We start from the raw sequence: 16,918 nt of genomic DNA on the forward strand, positions 1-16,918 counted from the left end.
GTATTACACTAGGGGATTTTTATTTACTGCACGGATTCTTGTTCTTCCGTAACGGCATGTATTTTATTATTTACCCAAACAAATCCAATTCCGATACAAATGGAAATGCCCCATCCAACAGCGGTCATAATCGCTCTCATTTCACCATAGCCATCTACACCGAAAACAGAGATGAAATAAATTTTTAAGAAGCTTTTTAATATGAATTGTAGACCGAAAAATAGCGTTAAATATTGTAGTGCTGGATAAATACGACTATCACGATACAGTTCACGACTTTTATCACGGTCATGGCCTTGCAGTGCGGCAATATCCGCAGCGAAATATAACATAAGTGGTTTCTTTATAAAAATTGTACATATGACGATAATACCGAGTACGATGTGATAATATGCATCATTCCACAACATTCGTTCAGCTGACCCAGATAATAAATCTACCGTGGTATTAGAAATGAGTGTAATTAAAATAAAGAACCCTGTCACGTTAAACTGTTTTTCTTTTTTAAAGGTATACAGTGTATAAATAATCCCCGGAACAGAGGAAAGTAACATCGCGTAATAAGGATCGATATAAGGTTTTGCAAATTTCCAAATGAGGAATGGGATTACGAGATAAAAGACAAGATCTAATATAGCTTTTTTATTTTGATTCATACAAAGCCTCCTTAAGTCATACATATATTTTATAATATAATTTCTGAAAATTGTATAAGGTTTAATGGGAAAAGAAAAAATATATCAATTTTCGAGGGGGGAGTAGATTGAAAAAAATTGCCCCTAGCGTAGTAAGTTTTTTTAGTATATAATAAAGGAAACGCTTTCATTTTTAATTTGTTCACAAAATGGACGGAAAATCACATATTTACTATCGATATGTTGCTTTATAATGAAACTAATTAAATATACATGCATACAATATTGTGAAATAAATAACATAAATAATCTATATAAATGTAAACGTTATCAAAAGAGAGAGGTGGAGACAATGAGTAAATTTTTCTTCAATCATAATCCAGCAACAGTAGAGGATGGAAGGCTTGTTAAATATGCTGAAATTATTTATGGAGAAGGTGGCCGTTCTGTATTAGAAAATTTAATGGTGAAGGCATCTATCAGATTGCGTGATCGTTATCCGAATAAATCTGACGAGCAGATCTCGAACCTAGTAAATAAAGGCATCCATGATATGTTTCAAAAATATGTGAGCGAGTAAGAGTGGCCAATGGCTGCTCTTATTTTTTTGTATAAGGATTGTAACTCTAGCTGAAAATAAACATGTATTCTGAAAAACGTAAAAAGGAGTGGGAAAGATGAGCAATGGAATTGGACGTTCGAAAGAAAATCTTCCAACTGATGCAAATCATGTGAGCGCGAAGGATCGTGCGTATCAAAAACGCATGGCAAAGCAAAAACAACAAGAGCGTAATGAGGATAGAGAATAACTCGAAATAAAGCTCCTTCTAAAGCAGAAGGAGCTTTATTTTGATAGAAAATGATTCGCGGTAACATAAAAGAGTCCACCGTTAATAATTTGCACTGTAATACGTGGTTCATACTGTTCTTGCAGAGCTTGTTTTTCAATTTCATAGCTCTCAGGAAGTTCGTCACTTTCTTCATAAAAACGGTTTAAAAGGTCTAAATCATGATTCCAACGCACTCTTGCTTCTTTTGCCCACGTATGGTCATCTTCTGCAATTATATTTTTTAAAGCGTCTTCTATGCGTTGTAAACCACTTTGAGGTTTAATGATGGGCGAGAGCGTAAAACAAAAATCAGGTATTTTTGGTGTAAGTTTAATGTTTGTTAATGTTTCATGAAAGTTTGCCATCATTGTTCCAGAAATGAGATGAATACCAATCGAGTGAAGGATGTCTTTTTTTCGATCACATTGATAGGAAACTTTTATATTAATACCGAGCCAAGGGTGGAGCGGTGTATGTGTTGCTCCATTATGTCTTACATCCTCATATAAACGTATGTATGAGCCTAATTCTTTTGTCGTTTGGAAAATTTGATGTAGACGTGGTGAACCGTAGTGAATAAGCTCACCATCATTTTCTTCATTTTCTGGATTTGTAATAAGAGTAAGGCGCATCGGATTCGGTACGCCTCCTGTTTTCTCAAGATAGTGCCAATAAAAAGGGCGATTCATTAATAATTTATCCATCTCAATTGTTAACTGTACATCTAATAAATGAGGAGAACGTTCTAAAATTTCACAGTTATTCGCCTCAAAGAAATTGTATAAGTAATTATGAATTTCATGTTGCTGCATAGCCTTGCACCTCAGCTTCATTTCGTTTCGCAAAGTCGATAATAGATGTTAAGTTTTCCATCTTAATTCTAATTTCACCTTCGCTTTTTGATTGCGCGAAAATTTCTTCAATGTGCGCGTCGATGTTTTTCATATTAATTCTCGTTAAAATTTCATCGAGTTCACCGATAACACGCTCGAATAAGTTGATTTTTTCATATAACAGTTTCAGAATATGTTCTTCAACAGTATGCTTTGTAGCTAAGTTATAAATATGAACATCATTTTTTTGACCGAGACGGTGAATACGTCCGATTCTTTGCTCAAGACGCATTGGATTCCATGGCAAATCATAATTGATCATATGGCTACAAAACTGTAAGTTAATCCCTTCACCACCAGCTTCAGTTGCAATTAATACTTGTGCGTGGTTTTGGAAAAGCTCCTTCATCCAATCTTTCTTCCCGCGTTTAAACCCGCCGCGGAATGGAACGGAAGAAATACCGTGTTGTTGTAAAAACCATTGTAAGTACATTTGTGACGCTCGATATTCTGTGAAGATAACGACTTTATCGTCAATTTCTTTTATAAGCTCAAGAGCTTTATTTGCTTTTGAGTTGAAAGGAATATGATTAATTTTGTCCATTAGCACATCGATATGTGGATCTTTTATATAATGTTCGTTTTCTTTCTGTCTTTTTTCTACATGCTTTTTCAATGAATAGTAAACAGCCTCACGACTACTACACGCTTCCCGTTTTAAAGTTAACGATGAGAAAGCAGATGTGAAGGCGTCTTGTCCTCGCCAATTTTCGATATCATTATATAGAGCTTGTTCTTGTTCATTAAACTCAACAAAAATTGTACGTACATGTCTCTTCGGCCAATCGATACCGGTATTATGTCGTCTATTTCGCACCATTACTTTATTAATGAGAGCTTTTAAGTCTTCATCTGATTCGGCTGAGCGATTTTTGGAAGCGTAATATTCTTCAAAGTTGGATTGATTGCCTAAATGTCCTGGTTTTAATAAAGAAACAAGGTTAAAAATTTCATCAATCTTATTTTGAACAGGAGTAGCGGTTAGTAATAAACAAAACTTCTTTTTTAATCGTTGTGCAAATTCATAGTTTTTTGTTTTATTATTTTTCAGTTTATGTGCTTCATCGATAATAATAAGGTCATATTCCAAGTTCAACACGATATCGCGATGTGGTGAACGTTTCGCAGTATCAATTGATGATACGATTACGTCAGCTTGTTCCCATGAGTAGCTTTTCTTTTGTGCTACAGCGGGAATGAAAAACTTTGTATTCAGTTCGTATGCCCATTGTGATACGAGAGAAGCTGGGACAAGTATAAGTACCTTTTTCACAAGCCCGCGGACCATGTATTCTTTCAAAATAAGTCCAGCTTCGATTGTTTTTCCAAGGCCTACTTCATCTGCTAGAATCGCTTTACCGTTCATTTGTTCAATCACATTTTGAGCGACTTCTAATTGATGCGGAAGCGGTGTGAAATGGGATAAATGTTTCGGTGCTTGTAGTCCATCAAAAGTAGGAACAAGTAACGATTTTTCTGTTTCATAAGCTAAGTGATATAAATCCCAGTTTGTCCAAGGACCATCTTCGTCAATTCTATTTAAAAAATTGTTTTGCCATGTCCGATCTACGGAAATATCGACATTCATTACAACTCTCCCACCTTTTATAAACTAAAGTAATTATTTTTTAATGTATGATGATTTGCCTTAAAAGAAGGCATAATTATCGTTATTAAAGGCTATATGATAGACAATAATAAAGTATTAAATCTCAAAAGCTGTATTTATTGTGTTTTAACATAAAAAATTCTAAATTATTTTTTATGCTAGAATATTGATGAAATATAGCGAATGATGTTAGGATAATGGTGTGAAATGTGTGGAATCTTTCGTATTTTATCCAAGAAAGTGATTTTTTATTTACGCTTTCATAAAAAAATATAATGAGATTCCGTATATCCTATCTTTTCAGAATGAAAATGTTTAGAAAAGGGAAGCAACTTTTATTGATTTGTCAAAGCATAAGGGGGAGAGAGCATGATTACATTACAACGTACACCGTTATTTGATGTATACGCGAAGTATGGTGGGAAAACAATCGACTTCGGTGGTTGGGAATTACCAGTTCAATTTTCAAGCATTAAAGAAGAACACGAAGCTGTACGTACAGCTGCAGGTTTGTTCGATGTGTCTCATATGGGAGAAGTTGAAGTAAAAGGTGTAGATAGTTTAGCATTTTTACAACGTGTTGTTACAAATGACGTATCTACCTTAAAGGTAGGGGGCGCACAATATACAGCTATGTGCTACGAAAATGGTGGTACAGTAGATGATTTATTAATCTACAAACGTGGTGAAGAAGACTATTTATTAGTAATCAATGCATCAAATATCGAGAAAGATTACGAATGGTTAGCAAGTCATGTAATTGGCGATGCGACAGTAGTCAATGTTTCTAGTGAAGTTGCACAGCTTGCAATTCAAGGACCAAAAGCAGAAGGCATTTTACAAAAAGTTGTGTCAGAAGATTTGAAAGAAATTAAGTTCTTTAAATTTAAAAACGATATTCTTGTAGATGGAATTCCAGCACTTGTATCTCGTACAGGTTACACAGGTGAAGATGGATTCGAAATTTACTGTAAGAGTGAAGATGCTGCAAAACTTTGGGAGAAACTTCTTGAAGTTGGAGCAGAAGAGGGCTTAAAAGCATGTGGTTTAGGTGCTCGTGATACACTTCGATTCGAAGCAACATTACCACTTTATGGACAAGAATTATCAAAAGATATTACACCGATTGAGGCTGGAATTGGCTTTGCGGTAAAAACAAATAAAGAAGCAGACTTCTTTGGAAAAGCAACGTTAAAAGAGCAAAAAGAAAACGGTGCGCCTCGTAAATTAGTCGGCATCGAAGTAATCGAACGTGGAATTCCTCGTACGCATTACCCTGTATTTATTGGTGAAGAAAAAATTGGGGAAGTAACGAGTGGTACACAATCTCCAACGTTAAAGAAAAGCATTGGTTTAGCACTAATTGATGTAAAATACGCAGCAGTTGATACAGAAGTAGAAATTGAAATTCGTAATAAACGCGTCAAAGCAGTAGTTGTTCCAACACCATTTTACAAACGTTCAAAGTAACGGGGAGAGGGGTAGATTTCATGTTGCATCGTTATCTTCCAATGACAGAAGAAGACAAAAAAGAAATGTTACAAACGATCGGCGTTCAAACGATCGATGAATTATTCTCTGATATTCCAGAGAGTGTTCGTTTTAAAGGGGATTTAAAAATTAAAGAAGCAAAATCAGAGCCAGAGCTTTTAAAAGAGCTATCTCAAATGGCTAGTAAAAATGCTAACTTAAAAGAATACGCTTCTTTCTTAGGAGCAGGCGTATACGATCATTATGCTCCAGTAATTGTAGATCATGTTATTTCTCGCTCAGAATTTTATACAGCTTACACACCATACCAACCGGAAATTTCACAAGGGGAATTACAAGCAATCTTTGAATTCCAAACAATGATTTGTGAATTAACAGGAATGGATGTAGCAAACTCTTCTATGTATGACGGGGGTACAGCTTTAGCTGAAGCGGCAATGTTAGCAGCTGGTCATACTCGCAAAAAGAAAATTCTTGTATCTAGCGCGGTTCATCCAGAATCAAGAGCAGTACTTGAAACGTATGCAAAAGGACAAAATCTTGAAGTTGTTGAAATTAATCATAAAGATGGTGTAACAGATTTAGACGTATTACAAAGTGAAGTAGATGATACAGTTGCTTGTGTAATCGTTCAATATCCAAACTTCTTCGGACAAGTTGAAAAATTAGCTGATATTGAAAAAATCGTTCATCAACAAAAATCATTATTTATCGTTTCTTCAAATCCATTATCATTAGGCGCATTAACACCACCAGGGAAATTTGGTGCTGATATTGTAATCGGTGATGCACAACCATTCGGTATTCCAACGCAGTTTGGTGGACCGCACTGTGGTTACTTTGCAACAACGAAAGCATTTATGCGTAAAATTCCAGGACGTCTTGTTGGACAAACTGTAGACTCAGATGGTAAACGTGGATTTGTATTAACGTTACAAGCACGTGAACAGCATATTCGTCGTGATAAAGCGACATCTAACATTTGTTCAAACCAAGCGTTAAATGCATTAGCAGCTTCTGTTGCAATGACGGCACTTGGCAAACAAGGTGTGAAAGAAATGGCACGTCAAAACATTTCTAAAGCACAATATGCAAAACGTCAATTTGAAGCGAAAGGCTTCACAGTAACATTTGCTGGACCATTCTTCAATGAGTTTGTTGTAGATTGCAAACGTCCAGTGAAAGAAGTAAACGATGCATTATTACAAAAGAATATTATCGGCGGTTACGATCTAGGCCGTGATTATAAAGAGCATGAAAACCATATGCTTGTAGCAGTAACTGAGCTTCGTACAAAAGAGGAAATTGACACACTTGTAAACGAAATGGGGGCTATCCAATGAAGAACCAAGATCAAGCACTTATCTTTGAAGTGAGTAAAGAAGGACGCATAGGATATAGCTTACCCAAATTAGATGTAGAAGAAGTGAAACTAGAAGATGTGTTTGAGAGCGATTATATTCGAGTAGAAGATGCAGAGCTACCAGAAGTATCTGAACTTGATATTATGCGCCACTATACAGCACTTTCAAACCGTAACCACGGTGTTGATTCTGGATTCTATCCACTTGGATCTTGTACGATGAAATATAATCCGAAAATTAATGAGAGTGTAGCTCGTTTCGCAGGATTTGCAAATATTCATCCGTTGCAAGATGAAAAGACAGTACAAGGTGCAATGGAATTAATGTACGACTTACAAGAGCATTTAATTGTAATTACAGGTATGGATACTGTTACTTTACAACCAGCAGCTGGTGCACATGGAGAATGGACAGGTTTAATGTTAATTCGTGCATACCATGAAGCGAATGGTGACTTTAACCGTACGAAAGTAATTGTGCCTGACTCTGCTCACGGAACGAACCCAGCATCTGCAACTGTAGCTGGTTTTGAAACAATTACAGTAAAATCAAATGAAAATGGCCTTGTTGACTTAGAAGACTTAAAACGTGTTGTAAACGAAGAAACAGCAGCACTTATGTTAACAAATCCTAATACATTAGGGCTATTCGAAGAAAATATTTTAGAAATGGCAGAAATCGTCCATAATGCAGGCGGTAAATTATACTATGATGGTGCAAACTTAAATGCGGTATTAAGCCAAGCACGCCCAGGAGATATGGGATTTGACGTTGTGCATTTAAACCTTCATAAAACATTTACAGGTCCTCACGGCGGTGGTGGCCCAGGTTCTGGTCCAGTAGGTGTGAAAGCTGATTTAATTCCGTACTTACCAAAACCGATTTTAGAGAAAACGGAAAATGGTTATCACTTCAACTACGACCGTCCAGAAGCAATTGGTCGTGTGAAACCATTCTATGGTAACTTCGGAATTAACGTTCGTGCATACACGTATATTCGCTCTATGGGTCCAGATGGCTTGCGTGCAGTAACGGAGTATGCTGTATTAAATGCGAACTATATGATGAGAAGATTAGCGCCATTCTACGATCTTCCATTCGATAGACATTGTAAGCATGAATTTGTATTATCAGGTCGTCGTCAAAAGAAACTTGGTGTACGTACATTAGATATTGCAAAACGTCTGCTTGATTTCGGTTACCATCCACCAACAATTTACTTCCCATTAAATGTGGAAGAATGTATTATGATTGAGCCGACAGAAACAGAATCAAAAGAAACATTAGATGGTTTCATTGATAAGATGATTCAAATCGCTAAAGAAGTAGAAGAAAATCCAGAAGTTGTACAAGAAGCACCGCATACGACAGTCATTAAACGTTTAGACGAAACGATGGCTGCACGTAAACCAGTTTTACGTTATGCGAAGCCAGCTCCTGTACAAGTTTGATTAAAATAACAAAGGAAGAACTCGCTGAGGCGGGTTCTTTTTTTGTATGGAGAATTTGTCCCGCATTAACGGACAGTAAACTCCCAACTCAAAACTTAGCTGGTGCAAAGAAGCCAGGTGGGAGATAAACTGTCCGTAAATGCCCGATTGGTTCAACTAATAATCAGTGGGGATGAACAAAAATCCCCACTGATTAAAGTTTCACTTTATGCAGAAATAGTGAAGAAAATGTTAAAAAAATATGTTTTTTGTTTCCTAATGGTGTAAAGGTGTAGTTTTATAGGTAGTTTTGTTGAAAAAGTCGGTTTGATAAAAGTATTTATTTTTGTTAGAATTTTATTGAAATTAAGAAGATGTGATGAGGCAAAGATTACTCATTTTTATGTATATGTGAAAAAACGAACAAGACGGGGGTGAAAGTGTGGGATATCGATGTTATAGAATGGTATACCATTTAGAAAATGGAGAAACAATTAAAGATGTAAAAGAATTTTGCTATCGGGACCAAGGAAAAGTGTTAGAAAGAGTAGCAAATCGTGTAATGGATAATAGAGAAGTGACGGCGATTGATAAACAAGGAACAATCATTTCAATAGCATGTGAGGACATTGTAAAGGTAGAACTTGATTACATAACAGAAAGTTAACCTTGAGTCATATCGAATTATTCGATAAAATAAACTGTTGAATGGTGAAGTGAGAAGAGAGGAGTTTATCATGGGTAGTACAAGACACTTTTATATGTTTATCTTAGCGTTTGTTCTTGTTGTGGCATTAACGATTTACTTAATTGTTGACAGCAGCTGGTACAATACAGTTCATCCGGCATTCCTTCTGTTTATGTATATAGGAATTGCAGTAGTAAGTTTCGGAATGAGAGACGAGATGTTAGATCGCTTTGAAAAGTGATACATATACGAAAGACCAACAGGAAAATGTTGGTCTTTTTTTCTTGCCAAAAATAGGATGCTGTGTATATACTGTATATATAAGGTATACACAGTATATACACACACTGGAGGAAAACATGAATATTATTATTTCGAATTCTTCCCAAGACCCTATTTATGTGCAAATAAGAAAACAATTAAGCCAGCTTATTTTAAATGGCGGTTTAAAGGGTGGAGATCAATTACCGTCTATTCGTAGCTTAGCGAAGGAATTACAAATTAGTGTCATTACAACGAAGCGTGCATACGAGGAGCTTGAAAAAGAAGGATATATAGAAACTGTTGCTGGGAAGGGGACTTATGTTTCACGTAAAAATAATGAACTATTAAAAGAACAAAGGCTTCGCCTATTGGAAAGTAAAGCGGAAGAGATTGTGAATGAAAGTAAAGCGTTGCAGCTTTCACTTGAAGAATTACAGCAGATGATTGCGTTTTTATATAAGGGGGAATGAGAGAGATGTTAGAGTTAAAAAATGTTTGTAAAAGTTATGAAGGTTTCGCAGTGAAAAATATAAGTTTTACGTTACCACGCGGATATATTATGGGGTTTGTCGGACCGAATGGGGCCGGGAAAAGTACGACAATCAAAATGATTATGAATTTAATTAAAAAAGATAACGGAGATATAAAAATTTTTGGCAAGGACAATAAGAAAGCTGAAAAGGAAATAAAACAAAATATCGGCTTTGTATATGATGAAAATCATTATTACGAAGATTTAACGTGTGAACAAATGAAGCGTATTATTGCACCGTTATATAAAAAGTGGGACGAAGAGCAGTATCAATCGTATATGCATAGATTGCAAGTTCCAAAGTATAAAAAAATTAAAGAATTATCAAAAGGAATGAAAATGAAATTTGCGATTGCCATCGCACTTTCGCACCACGCAGAGTTTATTATTATGGACGAACCGACAGCAGGGTTAGATCCAGTTGTTCGAAGTGAATTACTTGATATGTTGCAAGAAATTGTAATGGAAGATGAAGTATCCGTATTATTCTCAACGCACATTACAACAGATTTAGAGCGCATTGCAGATTATGTTACGTTCATCAATGATGGAGAAATTATATTTACTGGTGAAAAAGAAGACTTAATGGAGAACTACGTAATCGTAAAAGGAAGTAATGATTTATTAGACCAAGAAGGAAAAGAACTATTTGTTGGATTACAAAAAAATAAATTTGGTTTCGAAGGTTTAGCGAAGGATAAACAAGGAATTATCGATTGGTTTGGAAATGAGGTTGTACTAGAAAAGCCTACATTAGATGACATTATCGTTTACACTGCGAAAGGGAGAGGTGCCTATGCGTCAGCTTGTATATAAAGATTTGTTCTTTTTTCGGGTAATGTGGTTAGTGAATTTTGTTATGCCTCTTTTGTTTTTTATGTTAGAGCCAAGTGGTGAATTTTTATTTCCGATGAGTTGTCTATTTATAACCCTCTCCTCCGTTATGACGTTAACCTTTATGGATGAAAGAAATAAAAGTGACATTATTATAAATAGTTTACCAGTAAGTCGGAAGGATATCATTATTGCTAGATATATTTCCTGTGCAATATTTATTGTCGGTGCCATGGTTTCAACTATGATAATTGTATTCCTTTTAAGAGGTATTGCTGTTATTGATGATATTGGTGTATACCATCCTAATTTTTATATTGAAATTCCATGGTATGTAGTGGTAAGTGGAGTGATTTATTCTGTAGTATTTGTGGCGACATTTTTTCCTAGTTATTATGGTACAAAATCAAAGGGCATGAGAAGTATAGTATCAGCCGCAGCAATGGGGATTGGTGTACTTCTTTGGATATTTATTAGTGATGGGCTGAATGAAACAACATCTTCATTCAGTGAGTGGATTATGAATCCAGTACATATTGGTGTATTTACAGTTGGAGGAATGATATTAGCTAGTGCCTATATCGCTTCTATGTTTCTTACAATTAAAATTTATAAAACGCGTGATTTATAGAGAGGGGAATTCATATGCAACAGTTGATTTTGAAGGAGTTTTTTTTACAGAAGAAGATGTTTCCTTTCTATTTTTTAATCCCTATTTTATCTATTTTTAAGAATTCCGTCGAACCAATGGGGATTGCAATAGGATTATTTATAACATGTAGTACGATTATATATATTTCTTTTTATTATGACGAGAAAAGTAAAGCGGAAAAAGTATTAGTGAGTTTACCTATAACGAGAAAAGAGATAATTATAGCTAAATATATTTCAAGCACATTATTTATTATGGCTGGTTTGAGTGTAACTTTTATAGTCGTAATATTAGGAAATATTTTATTGGACAGGGATATAGTCATGCCTGGATATGCAGTGTTTTCAGCGATAGTAGCAACTTTGATTTATTGTGTAGTAACGATACCGACTAATTACATTAGGGGATATAAAGTTATTACAGTCTTGAATTTGATTATGCTGTTTCCTTTAATGGGTATGATTGGTCTTATGTGCAATATTTTTGGTGATAAAACAATTATGTTAAAAGTACTTCACTCTCAAGAGGCTACACTAGCAATGGGTGTTCTTAGTATTGGAGTATTAGTGAGTATATTCATATCAATGTTCCTCTCAATGAAAATGTTTCAGCAGGCAGAGTTATAGAAGGGACATTTTCATATTAGGAGGTGCAATACATGATCAAGCAACTAATTTTAAAAGATTTCATTATTCAATGGAAATTTTTAATTTGGTACATACTGTATCCTGTTTTCTTTTATATGGCCTTAACAGATACGGAAAATCTGTTCATAATTATGTCAGTAATTATTACAATTGGGGCAACAGTAAAAACGTTTGAAGCAGATAGTAAAAATAAGAGTGAAGTTATAGTAAATAGTTTACCAATATTGAGAAAACAAATTGTATTTGCAAAATATATAGTAGCAATTATTATTCTTTTTATAAGTGTAATGGTCGGTTGTTTTACGATGGGAATGAAGAATGGGGTTAACCTATTTGAATTTATTGAAACGACAATGGTTGCTAGTATTAGCTTTATTTTAGTGTATTTAAGCTTTGTTTTACCGATATCGTTTTGGTTGGCCTATAAAAAAACTATTTTTATTGCGATTTTTATACTAATAGCACCTATGGCCGTTTCTTCTATTTTCTTTGGAATCAACCTAGAACAAATTCAACTATATAACAGCTTGTTATTCATTAGTTCAATATGCATGTTCATAATATCTATCTTTGTTTCAGTAAAAATATATGAAAAAAGAGAATTTTAAAAGGTGCCTTAAAAAAGGCACCTTCTTCAATAACGACAATACGAGAGCAGTAGTTTATAAAAAGAAACGCTATTTGGTACATCTTTTGGAGTATGTAATATAAAGCTGAAAACGATAACGAGAATAAGAAAGAGGAAAAATAAAAATAGAATTTGCTTATGTATAGAATTTTGCATATTATCCACTCCTTTTTTAGTTAGTATGTCCAAAAGAAAGGAGTGTATGAAAAATTTTAGGAGGGGAGAATGATGAACAAAAGAAAATGGTTATATAGAATAGGGGTATTTTTATTTTCAATCGGTCTCATATTAGCAAATTTTTATTCTAATATACCACCACTATTTCCAAGTTTACATAAAGGGGTTGGTATAAGTATTGCCATAATTGGTCTGTTTTGTCTTATCACATGTAACTTCTACAGAAAGTCTGAATGAATATAAAAAAGGACAGTTATTCTTTTTCAGAAATACTGTCCTTTTTAAATAACTTATTCCATAGTTTGGTGATACTCCATATAATGACGATTGCAATGGAGGCGATAATGGACCAAACAATCGATATAATTTCAAGTGTCATGTTAGGAAGGAATGTGAGAATGGATAATACTTTATGAAACAATGATTCTATTATATGAAAACTTATTTGTAATAGAATGACGATACAAAGTGTGATCCATGCTAATATTTTCTTTCCTTGTTCTTTCCGCATGACATTCACCTCACGTTAGCTTAATAGTTTTAAGCCAACAGCGCCGCATAAAATGCAGCTTAAGAAAGCAAGACGACGCCAATCCGCTGATTCTCGGAAAATGAGAATGCCTAGAAGTGCACTTCCAGCAGTTCCGATTCCAGTCCAAATCGCGTAAGCAGTTCCCATCGGTAATGTGTTCATCGCAAGAGATAAGAAGAAGAAGCTTACGCCGAAGTTAGCGATTAAAATAACTTTTGGTGCCCAGCCTTTCTTTTCAGTGGCTACTTTCATAAAGAGTACACCAATAATTTCACAAATACCAGCTAGAATTAAAAATACCCAAGCCATTTTATGCAGCCTCCTTCGCTTCTTTTTCTTCTGTTACTCGTTTTAAACCAATTACTCCGAAGAAGATTAAACCGATTAATAAAACTTTTACGATAGAGAAAGGTTCTCCGAAAATGAAAATCTCTGTAAGAACGATTCCACCAGCTCCGATTCCTGTAAAGACTGCGTATACAGTGCCGACAGGTAAATCTTTATAAGCTCTAAATAATAAGACGAAACTAATTGTAATTAATAGAGCAACACCAGCCCATTCAAGTGGTGCCGCTGCTTTTTTTAGTCCAATCACCCAAAAGATTTCAATAATACCAGCGATGATTACATAAATCCATGCCATATGTCATTTCTCCTTCCTACCAGTCGTTAGGTAAAGGGCTTAAAAACGACGCATTGCAAAGGGCAATCCGTCAGTTTGAAAGTCCGCGCCAAAATACTTTCCAAGAAGCGTCTAAACGTGTCTCAAAACGATTTAAACCTGCGTATAATAGTTCAACCATAAGACCGTCGAGTAAGCATAGAAAAGCCTCTAAGGCATCTTTTACTTCAATGTTATGCAGCTCATCTTGTTCGCTTGCTCTTTTAAATACAGGGAATAAAAGTTTTCCGACGTTTTCAATGTGTACATTTGCTTTATTAATAATTTGTTCGCGAAATGCATCAGGCGGAAAATAAGAAGTTCGTAACCAAAACATTGATTCTTCACTTTCACCAAATCGTTTTGCATACCCTTTTAATAATTTTAAAAGCAATTCTTCAGTGGACGAATTGGAAAAGCTTTCGATATCGCCTGTGAAGCTCTGCAAATCTTTTTGAAGAGCAGATTCTAAGCATATGAAATATAGCTCTTCTTTTCCTTTAAAGTGTGCGTAAATCGATGGTTTTTTAATCCCAACTTCTTGAGCAATATTTGCCAATGAAGTTCCTTCATAGCCGTAGCGTGCGAAATGAGAAAGTGCTACAGCTTTAATGCGGTTTGCTGTCATTTTCATCCCCTACCTACCGTTCGTTAGGTTCATTATATGAGATGGGAAATATAAAGTCAATAGGTGAAGAGCTGAGAAAGAGCGTTATAGGTAACGCTCTTTTTAGACAGTCTCTCGCTCAATTAAATGGAATGAAAGTTCTTTTGCACTGCCGACAATTTGCTCGCTTTGGATCTGCTTATGGAATAAAGAAAAAGCATGTGAGCCCATTGCGAGACCGGGATGTTCAATTGTGGAAATTTCTAATGCCTTTGAAATTTCATGATTATCAAATCCAAGGATAGCAAGGTCTTCAGGTACTCGAATACCATGTTTTCGAGCCTCTGTTAATAAACCAGCTGCAACTTGATCGTTCGCTGTGAAAATAGCAGTTGGACGATTTGTCATATTTAAAATACGATGGAGTATTTGTGCTCCGTCCTGCATTGTATAGCATTGGTGGAAAATCCATTCAGGATGCAACGTTTTCCCTTCGTTACGAAGTGTATCGGCGAACGCTTTTTCGCGCTCCATGGAATTTACACTTGTTTTTCTTGCTAAACAAATTCCGATTTTTTCATGGCCTCTACTTAGTAAATAGGCAGTACCGAGACGGAAACCTTCATAATGATCTACGTAGATGGATGAAATGAGGGGATGCTTCATTTTTTCACATGAAATAATAGGGGCAAATTTTGCAAAAGGTTCGATTTGTTCCCAAGAGCTCGTTCGGGAGCAAATAATCATCCCATCAAATTGTTTCATTTTCATCATTTCAAGAACACGAATTTCTTCAATGCTATCGTAATTCGTTTGACATAAATTAATGTGATATCCGGCAGCTAACGCTTCGTTTCCGATTCCTTCAATAATCGTACTGAAGTAGGGGAGGTTAATGAAAGGAAGCATAACGCCAATTGTATATGTTTTCCCTCTTATTAAATGGACAGCATTTATATTTTTTGCGTAGTTTAATTCTTCAACAGCATCTAGAACACGCTTACGCTTTTCTTCTTTTACGTAAGGGTGATTATTCAGGACACGAGAAACAGTTGATATCGATACACCAGCAGTTTTAGCAATTTGTTTTATATTGGCCATATGTATCACCTCTTTCCCTTATTATAAAGGGAAAATAATAAGAAAGAAAAAATCTTGACCTGAAAAGCTTTTCACAAACTATGGTATTAATAAGACTTCTTTTTATTCGCGTAACCTTTTCACTTGGGCGTAAGAATGATAGGGGTCTTTTTTGTTTGCAAAAAGTGTTGTCAAAATGTGTGAGAATAACGTGGAAAGTTTTCAAAGGTGGAGTTTGGTGACAAAGCGAATATGGAGAGAATATCAACGCTTCGTTCGTTAAGAGAGCGGTATGAAAGGGCGGAAACAAATTGAAAAAAAGAATCATTTGTTTCGTGTTTTCTAGTTTCATGCTTAGTTCGTGTTCGTTTCAGCAAACGATGCAAGAAGAAAAACACTTTGTGGGAACAACAGGAGGAGCTATGGATCGTGTTACGGATCCTATTCCGCTAAAGGAACTTCCAAAATATTTTCCGGTGAAGTTTAAAGTTCCAACGTTTTTACCGTACGACATTACAAGTGATGTGAAGGGGGAAGTAAGAACGCTTGGGAAAAAGAACACTGTCTTAACGATTAAATATAAACAGAAGGAGTCAGGTAGAAATGAGTATATTGAGTTAAATGTCGCGAACTTTCCCTATAGTTTTCCGGATCTTGTGGAAGAGAAGCGATTTCAAGAACAAATGAAACTGAATAATGGAACGTCTGCTTATTTTAAAAATAAAGATGATTATGAACGTGGTGACGAATTTGCTACGCTTATATGGAAAGAGAAAGGAATTGAATATCAACTGCTGTATCGGAATGTAGAAGAGAACGATGAAAAGGTAATCAAGCAGAATTTATTATACATTGCGAATAAGATGAAATGAAAAAACTAGCTGATTTATTCAGCTAGTTTTTTGTATGTTATTATTTCTTTTTAATTTTGCCTGTCCAAGATTTAAATCCACCTTGTAATTGGTAGAAATCTTTGTAGCCTTGTTTTTTTAAGTATTGCGCTGCACGACCTGTACGGAATCCGCTTTGGCAATATAAGTAAACAGGTTGATCTTGACGAAGTTCTTTATGGCGAAGGCGAATTTGTGATAACGGAATGTTACGTGCACCTAAAATATGCCCTGCGTTATATTCATCTGCTTCACGAATATCGATAAGCTGTGCTTTACGGTAGCCAGCGCGAAATTCTTCTTCTGTAAGAGTTTTAATTAATTTTTTCTGATAGAAGTACATCCATACAGTGTAGCCGATAAATGCTACGATTACGGCTAATAAAATAATCCAAGTTGTTGACACGATTCTATCGCTCCCTTTTTTCTTATCCTACTTTCAATATTATAATGCCCATATGTATTTATGCAACA

Annotated in this window: 25 protein-coding genes; 15 read left to right on the top strand and 10 right to left on the bottom strand. The window is 35.3% G+C overall.

Annotated elements, in window-relative coordinates; all coding sequences use genetic code 11:
* Positions 1-23 precede the first annotated feature (23 nt).
* Both ACTFR8_RS11515 and ACTFR8_RS11520 read right to left on the bottom strand, forming a co-directional pair.
* Complete coding sequence (locus ACTFR8_RS11515) at positions 24-656, bottom strand: VC0807 family protein (RefSeq protein ID WP_001073111.1); 633 nt, start codon at positions 654-656, stop codon at positions 24-26.
* A 141-nt stretch (positions 657-797) separates the two neighbouring features.
* Positions 798-914: a hypothetical protein gene (locus ACTFR8_RS11520; RefSeq protein WP_001987222.1), complete on the bottom strand. Its 117-nt coding sequence runs from the start codon at positions 912-914 to the stop codon at positions 798-800.
* A 73-nt stretch (positions 915-987) separates the two neighbouring features.
* Here ACTFR8_RS11520 and ACTFR8_RS11525 point away from each other — a divergent pair, with 73 nt between their 5' ends.
* Positions 988-1,215 carry a hypothetical protein gene (locus tag ACTFR8_RS11525; protein ID WP_000032702.1) on the top strand — a complete coding sequence of 76 codons (228 nt, stop codon included), beginning with the start codon at positions 988-990 and terminating at the stop codon, positions 1,213-1,215.
* A gap of 97 nt (positions 1,216-1,312) precedes the next feature.
* Positions 1,313-1,444: a hypothetical protein gene (locus ACTFR8_RS11530; protein WP_000064668.1), complete on the top strand. Its 132-nt coding sequence runs from the start codon at positions 1,313-1,315 to the stop codon at positions 1,442-1,444.
* Between the two features lie 35 nt (positions 1,445-1,479).
* On the opposite strand, the gene ACTFR8_RS11535 is transcribed toward ACTFR8_RS11530, so the two are convergent.
* Together ACTFR8_RS11535 and ACTFR8_RS11540 are read right to left on the bottom strand one after the other, a co-directional pair.
* A complete protein-coding gene (locus tag ACTFR8_RS11535) occupies positions 1,480-2,277 on the bottom strand; it encodes a YqhG family protein (protein WP_001183964.1) in 798 nt (265 codons plus the stop codon).
* Positions 2,264-3,946: a DEAD/DEAH box helicase gene (locus ACTFR8_RS11540; protein ID WP_252209691.1), complete on the bottom strand. Its 1,683-nt coding sequence runs from the start codon at positions 3,944-3,946 to the stop codon at positions 2,264-2,266. The genes ACTFR8_RS11535 and ACTFR8_RS11540 overlap by 14 nt, the downstream gene beginning before the upstream one ends.
* Positions 3,947-4,336: 390 nt before the next feature.
* On the opposite strand from ACTFR8_RS11540, the gene gcvT reads away from it, so the two are divergent.
* The 12 genes from gcvT (at position 4,337) to ACTFR8_RS11600 (ending at position 12,911) form a co-directional block, all read left to right on the top strand.
* Entirely contained in the window at positions 4,337-5,437 is a 1,101-nt protein-coding gene (gene gcvT, locus ACTFR8_RS11545) for a glycine cleavage system aminomethyltransferase GcvT (RefSeq protein WP_000631769.1), read from the top strand.
* A 20-nt stretch (positions 5,438-5,457) separates the two neighbouring features.
* Positions 5,458-6,801 (top strand): aminomethyl-transferring glycine dehydrogenase subunit 1, encoded by a 1,344-nt coding sequence (gcvPA, locus tag ACTFR8_RS11550; RefSeq protein WP_000903240.1) that lies wholly within the window; start codon positions 5,458-5,460, stop codon positions 6,799-6,801.
* On the top strand, positions 6,798-8,273 hold the full coding sequence (gene gcvPB, locus ACTFR8_RS11555; RefSeq protein ID WP_440027372.1) for an aminomethyl-transferring glycine dehydrogenase subunit 2: 1,476 nt from the start codon (positions 6,798-6,800) through the stop codon (positions 8,271-8,273). Before gcvPA ends, gcvPB begins: the two co-directional genes overlap by 4 nt.
* Positions 8,270-8,401: a glycine dehydrogenase gene (locus ACTFR8_RS11560; protein WP_080339870.1), complete on the top strand. Its 132-nt coding sequence runs from the start codon at positions 8,270-8,272 to the stop codon at positions 8,399-8,401. The genes gcvPB and ACTFR8_RS11560 overlap by 4 nt, the downstream gene beginning before the upstream one ends.
* Before the next feature lie 314 nt (positions 8,402-8,715).
* Positions 8,716-8,919, top strand: a complete 204-nt coding sequence (locus ACTFR8_RS11565; protein WP_000262496.1) for a DUF3929 family protein — start codon at positions 8,716-8,718, stop codon at positions 8,917-8,919.
* Positions 8,920-8,989: 70 nt separating this feature from the next.
* Positions 8,990-9,181, top strand: coding sequence for a hypothetical protein (locus tag ACTFR8_RS11570; RefSeq protein ID WP_000535933.1), 192 nt, complete (start codon positions 8,990-8,992; stop codon positions 9,179-9,181).
* Between the two features lie 118 nt (positions 9,182-9,299).
* A complete protein-coding gene (locus ACTFR8_RS11575; RefSeq protein ID WP_001021353.1) occupies positions 9,300-9,674 on the top strand; it encodes a GntR family transcriptional regulator in 375 nt (124 codons plus the stop codon).
* A gap of 5 nt (positions 9,675-9,679) precedes the next feature.
* A complete protein-coding gene (locus ACTFR8_RS11580) occupies positions 9,680-10,552 on the top strand; it encodes an ABC transporter ATP-binding protein (protein ID WP_100619269.1) in 873 nt (290 codons plus the stop codon).
* Complete coding sequence (locus ACTFR8_RS11585) at positions 10,533-11,201, top strand: ABC-2 transporter permease (RefSeq protein WP_001249567.1); 669 nt, start codon at positions 10,533-10,535, stop codon at positions 11,199-11,201. The genes ACTFR8_RS11580 and ACTFR8_RS11585 overlap by 20 nt, the downstream gene beginning before the upstream one ends.
* Before the next feature lie 14 nt (positions 11,202-11,215).
* Positions 11,216-11,848, top strand: a complete 633-nt coding sequence (locus ACTFR8_RS11590; RefSeq protein WP_440027375.1) for an ABC-2 transporter permease — start codon at positions 11,216-11,218, stop codon at positions 11,846-11,848.
* A 32-nt stretch (positions 11,849-11,880) separates the two neighbouring features.
* Positions 11,881-12,477, top strand: a complete 597-nt coding sequence (locus ACTFR8_RS11595) for an ABC-2 transporter permease (protein WP_070756949.1) — start codon at positions 11,881-11,883, stop codon at positions 12,475-12,477.
* A 245-nt stretch (positions 12,478-12,722) separates the two neighbouring features.
* A complete protein-coding gene (locus tag ACTFR8_RS11600; protein ID WP_033685729.1) occupies positions 12,723-12,911 on the top strand; it encodes a hypothetical protein in 189 nt (62 codons plus the stop codon).
* A 16-nt stretch (positions 12,912-12,927) separates the two neighbouring features.
* Here ACTFR8_RS11600 and ACTFR8_RS11605 read toward each other — a convergent pair whose 3' ends face one another.
* The 5 genes from ACTFR8_RS11605 to ACTFR8_RS11625 all read right to left on the bottom strand — a co-directional run bounded on the left by ACTFR8_RS11605 (position 12,928) and on the right by ACTFR8_RS11625 (position 15,575).
* A complete protein-coding gene (locus ACTFR8_RS11605; protein WP_069604694.1) occupies positions 12,928-13,185 on the bottom strand; it encodes a DUF3975 family protein in 258 nt (85 codons plus the stop codon).
* A 15-nt stretch (positions 13,186-13,200) separates the two neighbouring features.
* A complete protein-coding gene (locus ACTFR8_RS11610; RefSeq protein WP_000312623.1) occupies positions 13,201-13,515 on the bottom strand; it encodes a DMT family transporter in 315 nt (104 codons plus the stop codon).
* Between the two features lies 1 nt (position 13,516).
* The gene (locus tag ACTFR8_RS11615; RefSeq protein ID WP_098481124.1) at positions 13,517-13,849 is read right to left on the bottom strand and encodes a DMT family transporter; all 333 of its coding nucleotides are present in this window, start codon (positions 13,847-13,849) and stop codon (positions 13,517-13,519) included.
* A gap of 70 nt (positions 13,850-13,919) precedes the next feature.
* Positions 13,920-14,501 carry a TetR/AcrR family transcriptional regulator gene (locus tag ACTFR8_RS11620; RefSeq protein ID WP_002005730.1) on the bottom strand — a complete coding sequence of 194 codons (582 nt, stop codon included), beginning with the start codon at positions 14,499-14,501 and terminating at the stop codon, positions 13,920-13,922.
* Between the two features lie 96 nt (positions 14,502-14,597).
* The gene (locus ACTFR8_RS11625; protein WP_001273983.1) at positions 14,598-15,575 is read right to left on the bottom strand and encodes a LacI family DNA-binding transcriptional regulator; all 978 of its coding nucleotides are present in this window, start codon (positions 15,573-15,575) and stop codon (positions 14,598-14,600) included.
* A 314-nt stretch (positions 15,576-15,889) separates the two neighbouring features.
* Between ACTFR8_RS11625 and ACTFR8_RS11630 the strand changes: the two genes are divergently transcribed.
* Complete coding sequence (locus ACTFR8_RS11630) at positions 15,890-16,426, top strand: hypothetical protein (protein ID WP_025966335.1); 537 nt, start codon at positions 15,890-15,892, stop codon at positions 16,424-16,426.
* Between the two features lie 40 nt (positions 16,427-16,466).
* Here ACTFR8_RS11630 and ACTFR8_RS11635 read toward each other — a convergent pair whose 3' ends face one another.
* Positions 16,467-16,850: a rhodanese-like domain-containing protein gene (locus ACTFR8_RS11635; protein WP_000108653.1), complete on the bottom strand. Its 384-nt coding sequence runs from the start codon at positions 16,848-16,850 to the stop codon at positions 16,467-16,469.
* Positions 16,851-16,918: the final 68 nt, after the last annotated feature.

The organism is Bacillus cereus group sp. MYBK15-3 (assembly GCF_051916765.1).
Taxonomy (GTDB): Bacteria; Bacillota; Bacilli; order Bacillales; family Bacillaceae_G; genus Bacillus_A; species Bacillus_A cereus.